This is a genomic window from Chryseobacterium sp. 14P4.3.2, from assembly GCF_057799275.1.
On the sequence record NZ_JBYOKO010000012.1, the window covers coordinates 139,961 to 154,052 of the forward strand.

A 14,092-nucleotide genomic window follows, 5' to 3' on the forward strand; every position below is an offset into this window, starting at 1 on the left:
GGCTTATTTTTTTATAAAAAAATAATAAAGGCTCAATCTCACATCCCGAAGATTTCCATAAAATCTTTATCTATTCCCCCCAAATACTTTTACTTTTCCAACTGATGATACTCTAAAATCAATTCTTAAAATATACTCTCCCATTTTAATTTTCCATTTCTCCGTATTTATACCTGATTCCACTATTGGTTATTTATACTATAAAAAATCTCTTTTGTTCTTTGTTACTTTGAAGTACAAACTAATCACCTAAAATCAATTTAATATGTCAACAACAAGCGTAAACGTAAATTCATCCGGCCAGGTACAACTTGGTGGAGGAGCACAATTCTGGGTATATCTTTCTCCTCAAAATGATACTTCCAGAATGATTTCTACATGGCGTGTCACTTTTTCACAGGGAAACTGGAGTGACGCTATTTCAAGCGAGGATCCTACAAAGCAAATTAAGACCCCTAACCTATCAGGAATCTTTGAAATAAAAGTAGAATTACTAAGCGGCTCAACGGGTACATGGCGTCAGATTCCACCTCAACCGGGAAGTCATAATGAAATTGGCTGTAATTCCAATTGCGCTTCAATGGTAGGCATTGTTGCAGACAGCACCAATCCTCCTATAGGAGCCATTAATGCTCATTTCTGGACTACATGGGACGCGATGTGTAAAAGCGGAGCCTAAAAGCTTCTTAATAAATAAAACCAGTCCATAAACCCCGATTGCCACAGTATTGATATATTGTGGCAATTTGATCGTAAAAGTGATTTATTATTCTTGGTGATGAACACAGTTAATCAATACAGTCATTTTGATATTTTGCTTTTTTACTAAATTTGCCCTTTAAATACGATTCTATCAAAATGTATAAATTACGAACCATACTTTCTCTGCTCTTATTTACAGCTATTTTTCTTCTTCCGCAATTTACAAAAGCAAGTGCTTACTGGATGGAAATTCACGGATCAGGAAAACTAAAAGACCCGGTGAAAGTACAGATGTTTTACGGCTTTATCGATGACCTCAGCGAAAGACACCGTACTACCGGGGCTGAGTTTCAGGAGATCAAAAATTTTCATTTCTTTATTCTTACTGCTAAAGGAGAAAAAATGAAGCTTGAATTACTGCAGAAAGGAGATCACTGGGAGGGTACTTTCACTCCTGATAAAGAAGGGGTATACCGAATTCTGGGAATGAATGAACAGCAGCCTGTTCTTATCCGCTCAAAAAATCCTCAGGAAAATGTTCGCCCAATTGATTTTATGTCCGGAGCCTATTATGTTGGGAAATATTCTGCTAATGATTCACCGGCTCAATTTCTGGATATTATTCTTCAGGAAAAAGAAGGCATTTACACCATTTCTCCTTATCGAAATATGAAACCTGCCGAGAAAGGGACGATGCTGAGAATATTTAATCCTGAAAACTGGGAAAAGAACATTCCTGTTGATGAGAATCATCAGGCGGTTTTTAAGCCTACTCTACCGGGGCTTTATGTGATCAGGCAAGACTGGTATGACAATACTCCGGGAACTTTTCAGGGAAGTCCCTATGGAAAAATACGTTACCGAAACAATTACTGCCTCTGGATCAACTGATTCTTTTTTAATCATAGGTTGGTTTAAACTTTTTAGTTAGAAAATCTATAAAAACAAAAGTTCAGACAGACTTCATATAAAAGCAGAAAGCCCGGATTATGAATCCGGGCTTTTTATTTATTAATTTAAAATATAATTTTAGAATTTCAGTGAAACACTTCCAAGAAAGCGGGAAGGCGCCTGCGGTGTTAAACGAACAGACCACGCTTTTTCATTGGTAATATTATCAAACTTCAGTCCTACTCTATATTTTGGCTGATCGTAGAAGACCCCCAGATCAAACATTTTGTAAGAAGGTATAATCACTTTTGCCGTTTGTGTATTTGTCTGATAGGAAGATGATCCCATATTTCCACCTCCGCCTATTCCAAAGCCTTTTAACTTACCTTCCGGAATTCTGTAGCTGACCCAGAAGTTAAACATATTAGCCGGACCTGATAATGCGGGTCTTAAACCGTTAACAGATGGATTGGCATTGGTAAACTTGCTGTCGTTATAAGCATAACCTGCCACAACATTGAATCCATCAAAAGGATTGGCAGTCAATTCTGCTTCAAATCCTTTGCTCAGCTGGGTTCCATCCTGTATTGAGTAATTGATATCGTCAGGATTTGTTCTCAGAACATTATCTACTTTGATGTTATAATAACTTAATGTTCCAACAAGTCTGTGATCAAAAATATCCGCTTTTACTCCAAGTTCCAGCTGATTGGCATATTCCGGCTTGAATGAGTTTCCATTGATATCAACACCACTGACGTTATTAAAGCCATTCATATAGTTCCCAAATAAAGACACTTTATTTTTCAATACTTCATATACGATTCCCATTTTAGGAGAAAGCGCAGTCTGTCCATAGGGTCCGGACTGTACTCCACTGTTGCTTAATCCTCCTTTTATTTCTCCTGTGGTAATATCATATACTCCTTTGAACTGAAATCGGTCTATCCTCAAGCTTCCCATTACCATAAGGCGGTCTGTAATATTGAATACATCCGAAACATAAGCAGCATAGGTATTGTCACTATTGTTTTCTCTTCTGAAAGCAGAAGTTGCCGTAAGAGCGTCAATCGTATTCTGATTAACTCTGAAATCTGCAGAAGGGTGAACGAAATTAAACACTTTAGTGTTAGTATGATAACGGTCAAAATGATTGGAATTGTTATAATAATCCAATCCTACCACCATTCTGTTTCTAAAACGTCCGATACGAAAATCTCCGATGAAGTTCTGCTGAATATTGGTTGCGATAAACGACGTAGTTCCTACCATTACCTGAGCACTTGCAGTAGAGTCTGTCTTACCGTTAATGGCAGAAATATATCCGTTAATGGTAGATCTCGCACGGGATACAATGGTCTGGGAAGTCCAGTTTTCTGAAACTTTATAGTTCAGCTGGGCAAAGATATTCATCATCTGAGTCTCATAGGCCAGATCATCACTCAGAAAGTTTTTGTAGTAAGGAAACTTCATATCCGCAATAGACTGAGTTTTGTTACTTCCCGTATAAGGATTAAAACGTACTACAGAAGTCCCTTTTGCCTGATTGAACTCTACATCCAATAAAAGCGACATACGGTCATTGATCTGATAAGAAAAACTGGGAGCAATGGCCAAAGAATTGGTAAATCCTATATCCTGAAAACTCTTCTCAAAAGTTCCTGCTGCATTCAGACGGAAAAGAGCAGTTCTGTCTTTATTGATGGGTGTATTAAGATCCATCGTCAAACGGTTATAATTCCAGCTTCCCCCTACATAGCCTACTTCTCCACCAAAGTTGTTATAGGGCTTTTTTGTTACACGGTTGTACACGCCGCCGTAGCTGCTGGCAACACTTTTACCAAATAAAGTTGCGGAAGGTCCTTTAATAGCTTCTATACGTTCAAGGTTCACAGGGTCAATTACTGAAAACGCAGCTCCTGCCACTCCATTTCTGGCATTAGGTTCTGTTTCAAATCCTCTTGAACGGAACGTTACTCTTCCCTGATTGGCAATCATTGGTATTCCCGCTCCCGGTACATTTTTAGAAATGCTTCCAAGATCTACAGCTACCTGCTCCTGAAAAAGTTCTTTGGTAACAGTATTATATACCTGAGGGTTTTCCAGGTTTTTCAAAGGCATCCTTGCAACAAAACCACTTTCCTTTTTAGAAAATCTATTGGTATTTTTCATGATTACAACTTCCTGGATGGCCTGGATATTTTCTTTTGTAAGCTGATAATCCAGCGTCGCATCCTCTCCTGTTTTAACTTCAACCTGAAGACGGATTTCTTTACTTCCCAGGATCTGTAATTTTACAGTATATGTTCCTGCATTCAGGTTCAGGAAATGATAATTCCCGTCATCATCTGTCAACGTCTGACGATCCGTATCCAATAAAGAAACTGATATTGCTCTTAGAGGCTGTCCGTCCACCATACTCACTTTTCCCGTGATACCACCCTGAGTATCCTGAGCATATAGTGTTGTAAAACTCAGTAAAGAGAAGAAGAAAATTAAAAATGGCTTGAGCCATTGCATATTTTTTGTTGAAACATCATCCTGTACAGGTTCTACAGAATGAGTCATATACCTCATTGGAAGCATATTTACACTTGATTGTATCATTTTTTCAGCCTTATTTAAAATAATTATAAATAAAGTGCAAAATAAAGGAATAGTAATTTCTCTCACAATATTAATTTAAACTATTCTAAATAAATTTTAAAATCTTGTTGTTTTTATTTAAAAAGGCATTAAAAATTACTATTCCTGTAAAAGTGAAAAATAATACGGCTTTGTTATTATCAAAAAAGCAATATGGTTATCAGTTATATACAATTTAATGGTATCAATCATAAAAATGCCTCATTGTGTTAGTGCAGACTTTTCCACAAGTTATCCACATTTTATCCGCAATCCATTTTAAGTTAATAGTAAAAGCTTTACTGTGACACATTTTGAAGAGAAAATTCAAGCGTTAAAAGGATAAATGATTAGAACATTTTAAGAAGAAATTACTTTTTCATTCCTAAATCTATCCTAAATCAGGTATTTATTTTGTCATGTTTTTAAACAGTATTATAAGATTTTGAATAAACATATTATGAAGAAGGCGTCTAAATTTGTACGGATAAAGTATTCTCTCTGCGTATCAACGGTATTCTCATCCATTTTACGGTTTCGCAGTCATTTAAAATTAATAGTAAAGCAGTTATCCATGAAGTTGAGCACAAAGAAAATTTTCACCGTATTCCTTTTACTTGGCTGTTGTGGAACATGGGTAAAAGCACAGATCAGCCCGCCCGGATTGGGAGATGCCAAAACGGCTTTCTGGTCAGCGTTTGGAGTAAAAAGACAATTAGATTCGTTAGGCAAAAAACAGGCATTAAGCTATATCGCCATTGGAAGGAAAAGCAGTCCGGATAATGATAATCTGTTTTCAAAGCAGGCTATTTTTGTATTAAACCATGAGGTTTACAATTCTTTTGCCCCTCACCAGCAGTACAGCTATGCCATCAGCTACCGGAGACAGCCTCAGTATGAAAGTGAAGCTCCCTATGATAAAGAAAATACAGAACAGGAGTTCAGGATTTACGGAAGATATGCCTATACTTTTGATCTCGGAAAAAAACTTAAACTGAAAAACACAGTCCGCCAGGAATTCCGGAAGTTTTTTGATGCCGACTTCCACAAAGTAGAAGAAGATTTTCAGTTAAGAACCCGTATCAAAAGCCAGCTCACCTATAATTTATCTCCGAAAAACAATCAGAAGATTGCGATAAGTGCAGAGGCTCTTTTTTCTATCAGCCACCTGAATGAACCTCAGCCGCAGTGGGAATCTTTTGGTTACCGGGAAATGCGTATTGCCGCCTATTATATGTTCAATATTCCCAACTCTCCTTTCACTGTAGATGTAGGGTATATGGATGATCTGATCAGAGGCAGCAACAGTATTCACCATGGAGGTGTTCATTATCTGGCCGCTGATGTGGTTTGGAATATTCCTTACAGAAAAAGATAAATACAAGCTGCGTTTCAAGTAAAGCAAAAAATCCTTTTAATAAACAAAATCCCAGTCATGTCTGACCGGGATTTTTGTTTGAAAAACATAAGTTTTTCTGCAATATAATTAAGTATGAAAATATGGTGTAAAATTTTAATTGCAAAGAGTGAGAAACTGACGGCTCATATGTACTTTGAATTTAGCATCCGCCCGTGATTTATGATAAATAGAATATTCAAATGCTTTTACTGTTCTCAGTTTTTTATCAATCAGTTCAGCAATATCTGCTATAGAGAAAATAAAATCCCTGTATAAGACCATGTTTACCATCTGCCCATAATAGGGAAGATAAGCTTTCAAAAAAGGAATCACCTTCTGATGACGGTTGTAGCTGATACAGTACCCTACTCCTTCTACTGATGTCACGATATCATAATCATTGATATAATCATGAATGTTTTTATGTCCATCCAGAGCGGTAGTATTCTTTGAGCAGTATTTATTGATTTTATCCAAAATATGCTGTGCATATTCCATCATCGAAATATTTTTAAATTCAAATACATGGTTCGGACCTTTTTGGGAAGATGAATCCTTTCCACAGTTGCTACAGAAAGAAATTCCGATTCTCTCATGGTAGGGAAAGAAACAGTCCTTGATTTCAATAAAAGCATCTGCCTGCAACTTATCTTCTGCAAAACTGTAGTACAGGTAAGGGCTGTACATCGCAGAAAGAGCTTTCAGATAATCAATTTCGCTTGTATTATGATATTCTTCAAACCATTTTTCAAGGTTGTCATAATAATGGCTTTCAAAGTCTTTAAGGTTTAAATAAAATGGCAATTCCATAGCTCTGTAATTTTGATGAAACAAAGCTATTGCTGTAATGCGACAAAACTTGACGTGATATATTTTTTTTATAATGGAGTTAAGAGACAAGAGTCATGAGTCAAGAATCAAGATAATAGACTTACAGATTTGAGATCCGAACCTGAAAATTTATAAGTAATACCTTTGACTATTTGAATTCCTTCTTTTCCATTTTCAATTCACCACTCTCCATTTTCAATTTTCACCTCTCCCCTTCACATCACTTATCATAATTTTTCATCAGATATTCAAAGTAGTGGATCATCTTCAGATAGTTTTCTATGCTGAGATATTCGTTGGTGCTATGAATGCTCTGCTGTTCTGCACTGTTGATTTTAATAGGCATGAATCTGTACACATTTTTACTGACAATCTCATATTTGCCGGCATCGGTTCCTGCCATGGTAAGATAGGGGGTAACGATAGCTCCCGGATAGATTTCTTTCACTCCAGCTTCTATTAATTTAAAAGCTTTTGTATTGGTCGGGGAAATATGGGAAGCTTCTCTTGTATTATCTATTTCTTCTACCTCTACATCAAATCCTTCGGTTGCTTTAGCGATATGATCACGGACATCTTTTACCGTATTTCCCGGAAGCAGCCTGAAATTCACCACAAACTCCACTTCGGGAGAGAGAACATTGGTCCCGTCACTGCCTTTCATCATCGTGAGGGCTGTTGTAGTTCTTACCAGAGCATTTGTCGTATTATTTTTGGTAAGTTTTGATAATAATACAGGTTTTAGGAGCCATTGATTAGCTAAAGCCATTCTTGTTGTAAAGGGCATCTCGCCTCCGATATTATTGAAAAATTCTTTAATCAGCGGAGTGATAACAGGCTTCATCTGATGATCTTCCAAACGCTGCATAATGACTGCTGCTTTTCCGATAGCACTTTCCATAGGAGGCATGGAGGAATGCCCACCAAGGCCTTTTACTTTGATCTTTGCCGAAAGAAATCCTTTTTCTGCACATCCTACTACAGCAATATCAGAATCTATTCCGGCAACATTTCCTTTCCTCATAATTAAACCGCCTTCGTCATAAACGGCATCGAATTTCAATCCTTTTTTCTTAAAATAATCAGCAATCTGCATTGCTCCGTTCTTTCCGCCTACTTCTTCATCAAAACCAAAGGCAAGATAGATATCACGCTGCGGGATCTGTTTATTTTTTATCAGATTATTCATGGATTCCAATAAAGAGAAAAGCATACCTTTCATATCTATCGCTCCTCTTCCATAGATTCTTCCATTGGCAACTACCCCTGAAAAAGGAGCATACTCCCAGTCTTCAGCTACTTTTGAAACAGGGTCTGACGGTTGATCATCCGGACGGAATATATTTTCTTCTTTATTCTTGATATCAGCATCACCCGGAGGCACAACATCCATATGGGAAAGAAACAAAACAGGCTCAAGAGCAGAGTTGCTTCCTTTCAATCTGAATACCAATCCATACTGGTTCACTTCTACATTTTCTGTGTGCTGAAATACCAGAGGATAAGAAGTCTTTAAATAGGTTTTAAACTGGTCAAACGGTGCATAATTGAATGCTCCTAAACTGCCGGTAGAAACTGTAGGAATTTTTATTCCTCCTGAAAAACGCATGATTGCAGAATCGTTCTTTACAGGTTTCCATCCCTCACCTGTTCCAATGGCATTTTTCTTAAAAGGATACGTGTAAGTCTTGATCAATACGATGGCGGCAATAATGACAAGAATCCCCAGAAGGGCTAAAAGAACTTTTTTCATAGCAGATAAGTTTGTGAAGTGGTTTGACTTTATAAATATAGCAAAGTATTTGTGCTTTAACAATTTTAAAATCAAACTTTTCCCATCCATCTCTCTGTAACAGGCAGCATAATAAAGGCCGTTCCCAACGAAACAGCCTTTATTACCAAATCAAAAATTTATACTTGTATCTGGTATCTATTTTTAACCTGCAGCATCCGGTGGATGCTATTATCATTTACTTTTAAAAATGTATTTACTTGAATGAAAATCTAAAGAGATCAGTTCATAATTTCATTCATATGAGTCAGAATAATAGGCTTTCCATCGGTCACCACAATAGTGTGTTCATGTTGAGCCATATACCCGCCTTTATTTCCAACCATCGTCCATCCGTCTTTAAGTTCTACAGCAAGATTGGAAGAAGTAGAGATAAAAGTTTCAATTGCCACTACTGAGTTTTTTTTAAACCGTCTGGAGTCATACCGGTTCCTGTAGTTCAGCAGTTCATCGGGTTGTTCATGCAGACTTCTTCCTACTCCATGGCCGGCAAGGTTTTTAATGACTTTCAACCCTCTTTTCTTTGCTTCGGTTTCCATTAAAAATCCTATATCAGCTATTTTCACCCCTCCTTTTATGTTATCAATTGCTTTCTGTAAAATATCCCGGGAAGCATTTACCAGTTTCTGATGGCCATGGATATCTTCTCCAATGATAAATGAACCTCCGTTATCTGCCCAATAACCGTCAAGCTCTGCGGAAACATCAATATTGATAAGATCTCCTTCTTTTAAAATACGCTGATCTGTAGGAATTCCATGGCAAAATTCATTATCTACACTGATGCAGGTCCACCCCGGAAATCCATACGTCAGATAAGGTGCTGATTTCGCTCCAAAGTCTGAAAGGATCTTTGCTCCGTATTCGTCAAGATCTTTGGTTGTCATACCGGGTTTCGCATAATCAGTCATTGCCTTCAATGTGCAGGCAACTGCTTCACTCACTTTCTGCATTCCGATCATCTGATCTTCGTTGGTTATTGACATATTTTTGTTTTTTAATTGTTGATAACTGCAAAGTTAGGAAAATATGGATATGAATGTTCGACTAAAAGAATTTATCGATTTTCCTGATTTTTATTCTTAGGGAATATTGATGTTCTGAAAATTTGCTCTTTTATCATACTATTTATCAAAATAGATTTATTTTAATTTTTTTGAAAAAGAGGGGAGTTCACTGAAGGAATATTTATGATATATTTTTTTTATATTTAAAGTTCTATCTTTAATCCTCCAAAAATACATCAGGGAAGAAATATAAAACGTTTTAGAGAAATACTGGGAATTAAGCAGGAGGCTTTGGCTTTTGACTTGGGTGAAGATTGGAATCAGAAGAAAGTATCTTTGCTGGAGCAAAAGGAAATTATTGAAGATCAGTTACTTCGAAAAATTTCTGAAATCATGAAGATTCCTGTTGAGGCTTTTCAAAATTTTGATGAAGAACAGACCATTAATATTATTTCAAATACTTTTCATGAGGGATCTATAGCCCATGCTACTGCTGAAAACATACAATATATATTTAATCTGCTTGAGAAAATGGCTGAACTATATGAAAGAATGCTTAAAGAAAAAGACGAGACGATAACAAGGCTGGAAAGTTTGCTTAAACACAAATAAAAAGTTTTTAGTAAAAGCCATATACAAGCCAAAAGCAGTGGTTTTGTTATTGTTACCTTACCAAATGATACAATAGTGTGGCAACAAGGTAGAAATTCTTCTTGCTTTTGAATAATTTTCATTCAGCAATAGCTTCCGGTTTGTTGCCTATAAACTGAAAAGAAGATTCGCTATTATGAAGACTTGCAGTTTTGGTAAACTGTTTGCAACTGCTTGCCTTTTGCTTTCTTATGTCTTGTCAACGTATACATTTAATGTTTACTATGTTGTCTATAAAAATTGCCACTAACGTCTAGGTATTGGCGAAGAAGGAGGAACAGAACTCCGTCTGCACGACATTCACAAGTACATAAGAATTCCGTACCTCCAATTACTTCTGTATTCCTGTTGCTGTTTATATTTTTGCAATCTTCAGGCTTTCTTCCCACAGTTTAGCTGTACTTGCATCATCTAAATTTATTTTTTCTCTTACCGATGTATCGGCAAGTTTGGGATAAAAGTAACCGGACTCAACTTTATTAGCTGAGGCAAGTTCCAAAATATTTGCTATTGCTTTTTCGAGGCTGTTACCTTTGATAAGCAGCAACAGGCCAAAAGCTGTTCTCTCAAGCCAGTTGAGATTTCTGTCAATGTTAGTTTTTGTTACTCCGGGATGAATAACATTTATAGAAGGGTGCTCCCCATTTTTCTTTGCAAATTCCTGAGCGTGCATATGAACTGCCAGCTTATTTTGTCCCATCCGCTTGCTTACTGAATAATTTGATTGTAATTGGAGGTCACTAAAGTCAAATGTGACGCCTCTCGATAAAAGGCCACCTACAATAATTATTCTTCCTCCACCTTTTTTTAGTTCCTCCAGCAAAAGGTTATCAATCATAAATTTGCACAGGTAATTAACAACAAAAACTTCATCAAGACTTTCTTTGGTCTCTTTTCTTTTAGAATTAAGTGTTCCTGCAGAATGAATAAGAATATCAATTTTGGTGGTTAATTTTTTTACTTCAGCCACTAGATTTTTAATTCCATCCATTGTAGAAGTATTTGCTTGAATAAACTGACAGGTAGAGCCATTTATCTTTGAAATTTCTTCCGATATGCTTTTGCCTTTTTCAGCGTCACGTCCTTGTATGATGATATCGTTGCCTTGTTTTGCAAGCGCAATGGCAGCGGCTTTACCTATGCCACCAGTTGCTCCGGTTATAATTATTGTTTTTCTCATTTTCTTTTTGACGAATAAATTGTAATGCAAAATTGCGCTATGCAATACAAAACTTCGTTCACATTTGTGAAGAAATGAAAATATTAGCCCTCTTTTCTTATTCGGCTAATTGATTGGGGTTTTACGCCTAGATAGGCAGCGATATAATACTGCGGTATTCTATTGATTAGAGTAGGATTATTTTCCCTAAACTTAAAATATTTATTTTTTGCATCCAGCAATCTCAAATCTGCGCTGTGCCGTGCAACTTCCATAAGCGTATGCTCCAGATAATCATTTTTCAAAATCAGAAATTTAGGTTGTAGTTTGAAAAGCTGTTCCAGTTTATCAGCAGAAAGCCTGAATAATTTGGTATCTTCCAATGCTTTTATAGCTTTATCAGACGGGATTTTTTCATTAAAACTCTTCATTAATCCAATCCATTCATTTTCTGCCATAAAACAATAAGGTATTTCTATACCATCATTGTTTTTATAAACCATCATCAGACCAGTTTGAATATAGAAAAGGTGACGGCAGATTTGCCCTTCTTCAAGAATATGTTCTCCTTTTTTAATACATCTTTCTTCTAAAGAACCAGTGAATAAATCAACGTCAGATTGAGAAAAATTACTCAAAGATTTTATTTTGCTAATTAAGTTATCTAACATAGTTTAAGTAAAATTGCCACTACAGATTTGAAAGCGGACGTTTGTAGTAGTAAATTTACCATAAAAATTCAATAGTAAACAGGGAATTTTACCCCAGAGATATGGTTTAAACCAAAAGGATAATAGTTGTTAGTATCTGTTATTTCAGGAGCGCCTGCGCTGTTCTTGGGAAATGTTATCCTGGTATTTCCAAGATGATCTATGTACTGGTAAATATAAAGGTTTTAAACATATTTACAAATCTAAAAAAACACCGCAATTGCAGTGTTTTTTAGATTTAATTCTTTTGTGACACAAGCGAGACGCTTGGGCCATCGGGGAGTTATTTTAATTAACTTCACAAGTAAGAAATTTGTACTATCTTGATTGCATTATTTATTTTTTTTATAAACAATATTTTCATCAGCATGAACCTCAATTATTATTTGATCATTTTGTCTATAAATAGGATAAGAAGCTAACATTAAAAACTTTTTGGCATCTGTATCTGATAAAGGTTCTTGAAGCTCATTGTCTTCATTATTGTAAAATTCTTCAAGATTAATTCTATCTTTTGCAAAACTCCAATTATCTTTTGCTTGATACATTAACTCTGAATTTTTATTATAAATTTTATGTATATATATATCTTCTTTAATAATTAAACTATCAATAATATTTTTTCCAGTAAAAGAATATGTTCCTAGTAAATCTTTCTTATTTATACTACAGCTTATAGTAGTAGTTAATCCTAGTACAACAGATACAATTAGCTTTTTCATTTTATTTTTTTAACATGTTATTTCATCCACAACAAATATGTTTGACGGGTTGTACTCTCGGGTACCCCAACTCCATTAAACCTAGGAATATTTCTTGACTCATCTTTATTTAAAGGATTTAAAGAATAAGAAGAGATTGATTTTGAGTCAAATGCCATTATAACAACTTTGTTGCCTACAGGATAAAAGCTGAAGTTTGTTTTCCCCATAAATTGGCACTGCATATTTCTGTTCTCTGCAACAACACCTATAAGGCCAAACATTCCTTCATAAGTTGTTTTTTCATTCATTGATGTTTCCTTAAAATAATCAACTGCAGATTTATACATGTTTGTTCCCATTAATTGTCTTACTGCAGCACTTCCTTTTATAAGTAAACTATTTTCAGGACTAGTCATTTAGTGGCACAAGCGACACGCTTATACTAAATAGTTAGTGAAATGTTTTTACAATCTATAGAAATTTTAATTTATATGCAATATACACTATAACTATTGATAAAATACAGAATACGATAAGACCTACTAAAAAATTATAAAACCCTTGTGAAAATTGAGCACCTATATCATCTTTGTCATTTTTAAAATCTTCTTTTTTTAAATTTTTATTAAAAATTCTAAAAAAAGAATATCTTGTATTAATTCCAAGAAAATTGATTATTAATCCACCGAAAATTATTTCTAATAATGTCATTATAATTATATATTAATCAAATTGAGGCCTATACCCTACATTTCTCTTCAACCAAGTTCGAGCGGGGCTATCCGGACTTGATGCATTTACAACACCAGTAACTATTGGTCTTGCTATCATTCCTTTCCCAGCGGTTACATTTACATAATCTACTCCTTTGTTCAAAAGATTTATTGTATCACTTGTACCCGAAGCAGACTCAAATCTGTTTAAAATACTTATTCCTTCAGGCATAAGAGAATTTACAGCCTTGGCCCCTCTTGCATAAGGAGCTGCTGTTGCGACAGTACTAACCAGAGCATCTGCTTGTCTATAGTTAGGTGTACCATCTAGATTTCCATAATTTCCTCCCAAAGGATTTTCCCATTCAGGACGTTCTAAAGCACCCATATCAAAAATTTGAGCTGTAACATAGGCATTATTTACTATACCATAAGTAAATTTTGCAGCAATATTATTTGAATTTGCCCAACTTTTAAAAATTCCATCCTCAATATTATTATTAAAATATGTACCGGTAGATATATTTGTTCCTGCTGGAGTTGAAAAACTCCCCCCTAATATGGCACCATTCATATTATTAACTACTGATCCATTAGAATTTAAAGAATAACTATATTTTCCAAAACCTAAGAATCCTTCCCCCGATATATTGGCATAAGAATAAATTGCAGCCACATCCTTATAGCCGGCTTTTCTAGCTTGTAAAATTGTTTTTATGTTTGCATCATAACTCCATGTTGACACTCCATTAATATTCTGTAAAATCCAATCATCTGTTCCAAAACCAGAAAAATTAAGTCCCGTAAAGAAATTCTCTCCTGATGTTCCAGTTCCTGTTGACATCGTTGCCACATACATTTTAAAAGCAAATTCTGCTGCTTCTCCAGAAGCGAACATTGCATCATTT

General features: G+C 35.5%; 14 protein-coding genes. 4 read left to right on the forward strand and 10 right to left on the reverse strand.

The genetic code is table 11. The annotated features are described in order from the left end of the window. Window positions 1–265 precede the first annotated feature (265 nt). Window positions 266–679, forward strand: a complete 414-nt coding sequence (locus AC27VX_RS17220) for a hypothetical protein (RefSeq protein ID WP_488696857.1) — start codon at window positions 266–268, stop codon at window positions 677–679. A gap of 179 nt (window positions 680–858) precedes the next feature. After that, window positions 859–1,593, forward strand: a complete 735-nt coding sequence (locus AC27VX_RS17225) for a hypothetical protein (protein ID WP_236857586.1) — start codon at window positions 859–861, stop codon at window positions 1,591–1,593. Window positions 1,594–1,731: 138 nt separating this feature from the next. On the opposite strand, the gene AC27VX_RS17230 is transcribed toward AC27VX_RS17225, so the two are convergent. Further along, window positions 1,732–4,200: a TonB-dependent receptor domain-containing protein gene (locus AC27VX_RS17230; RefSeq protein ID WP_488696859.1), complete on the reverse strand. Its 2,469-nt coding sequence runs from the start codon at window positions 4,198–4,200 to the stop codon at window positions 1,732–1,734. Window positions 4,201–4,792: 592 nt separating this feature from the next. Between AC27VX_RS17230 and AC27VX_RS17235 the strand changes: the two genes are divergently transcribed. Further along, a complete protein-coding gene (locus AC27VX_RS17235) occupies window positions 4,793–5,596 on the forward strand; it encodes a DUF2490 domain-containing protein (protein ID WP_488696861.1) in 804 nt (267 codons plus the stop codon). Window positions 5,597–5,731: 135 nt separating this feature from the next. On the opposite strand, the gene AC27VX_RS17240 is transcribed toward AC27VX_RS17235, so the two are convergent. The 3 genes from AC27VX_RS17240 to map form a co-directional block, all read right to left on the reverse strand. Continuing rightward, a complete protein-coding gene (locus AC27VX_RS17240) occupies window positions 5,732–6,427 on the reverse strand; it encodes a hypothetical protein (RefSeq protein WP_488696863.1) in 696 nt (231 codons plus the stop codon). A gap of 241 nt (window positions 6,428–6,668) precedes the next feature. Beyond that, window positions 6,669–8,201 carry a M20/M25/M40 family metallo-hydrolase gene (locus AC27VX_RS17245; protein ID WP_488696865.1) on the reverse strand — a complete coding sequence of 511 codons (1,533 nt, stop codon included), beginning with the start codon at window positions 8,199–8,201 and terminating at the stop codon, window positions 6,669–6,671. Window positions 8,202–8,461: 260 nt separating this feature from the next. After that, on the reverse strand, window positions 8,462–9,226 hold the full coding sequence (gene map, locus AC27VX_RS17250; protein ID WP_300688374.1) for a type I methionyl aminopeptidase: 765 nt from the start codon (window positions 9,224–9,226) through the stop codon (window positions 8,462–8,464). A gap of 234 nt (window positions 9,227–9,460) precedes the next feature. Between map and AC27VX_RS17255 the strand changes: the two genes are divergently transcribed. Beyond that, window positions 9,461–9,859 carry a helix-turn-helix domain-containing protein gene (locus AC27VX_RS17255; RefSeq protein WP_236859469.1) on the forward strand — a complete coding sequence of 133 codons (399 nt, stop codon included), beginning with the start codon at window positions 9,461–9,463 and terminating at the stop codon, window positions 9,857–9,859. Window positions 9,860–10,253: 394 nt separating this feature from the next. Here AC27VX_RS17255 and AC27VX_RS17260 read toward each other — a convergent pair whose 3' ends face one another. From AC27VX_RS17260 to AC27VX_RS17285, 6 genes are all read right to left on the reverse strand, one after another. After that, window positions 10,254–11,078 (reverse strand): SDR family NAD(P)-dependent oxidoreductase, encoded by an 825-nt coding sequence (locus tag AC27VX_RS17260; RefSeq protein WP_236857579.1) that lies wholly within the window; start codon window positions 11,076–11,078, stop codon window positions 10,254–10,256. Between the two features lie 83 nt (window positions 11,079–11,161). Further along, entirely contained in the window at window positions 11,162–11,728 is a 567-nt protein-coding gene (locus tag AC27VX_RS17265; protein WP_236857578.1) for a Crp/Fnr family transcriptional regulator, read from the reverse strand. Between the two features lie 371 nt (window positions 11,729–12,099). Further along, complete coding sequence (locus AC27VX_RS17270) at window positions 12,100–12,489, reverse strand: hypothetical protein (RefSeq protein ID WP_488696868.1); 390 nt, start codon at window positions 12,487–12,489, stop codon at window positions 12,100–12,102. A gap of 17 nt (window positions 12,490–12,506) precedes the next feature. Further along, entirely contained in the window at window positions 12,507–12,887 is a 381-nt protein-coding gene (locus AC27VX_RS17275) for a hypothetical protein (RefSeq protein WP_488696870.1), read from the reverse strand. A 55-nt stretch (window positions 12,888–12,942) separates the two neighbouring features. Continuing rightward, window positions 12,943–13,182: a hypothetical protein gene (locus AC27VX_RS17280; RefSeq protein WP_488696872.1), complete on the reverse strand. Its 240-nt coding sequence runs from the start codon at window positions 13,180–13,182 to the stop codon at window positions 12,943–12,945. 12 nt (window positions 13,183–13,194) lie between these two features. Continuing rightward, window positions 13,195–14,092 (reverse strand): hypothetical protein (locus AC27VX_RS17285; protein WP_488696874.1); only part of this gene is annotated, 898 nt, incomplete at its 5' end.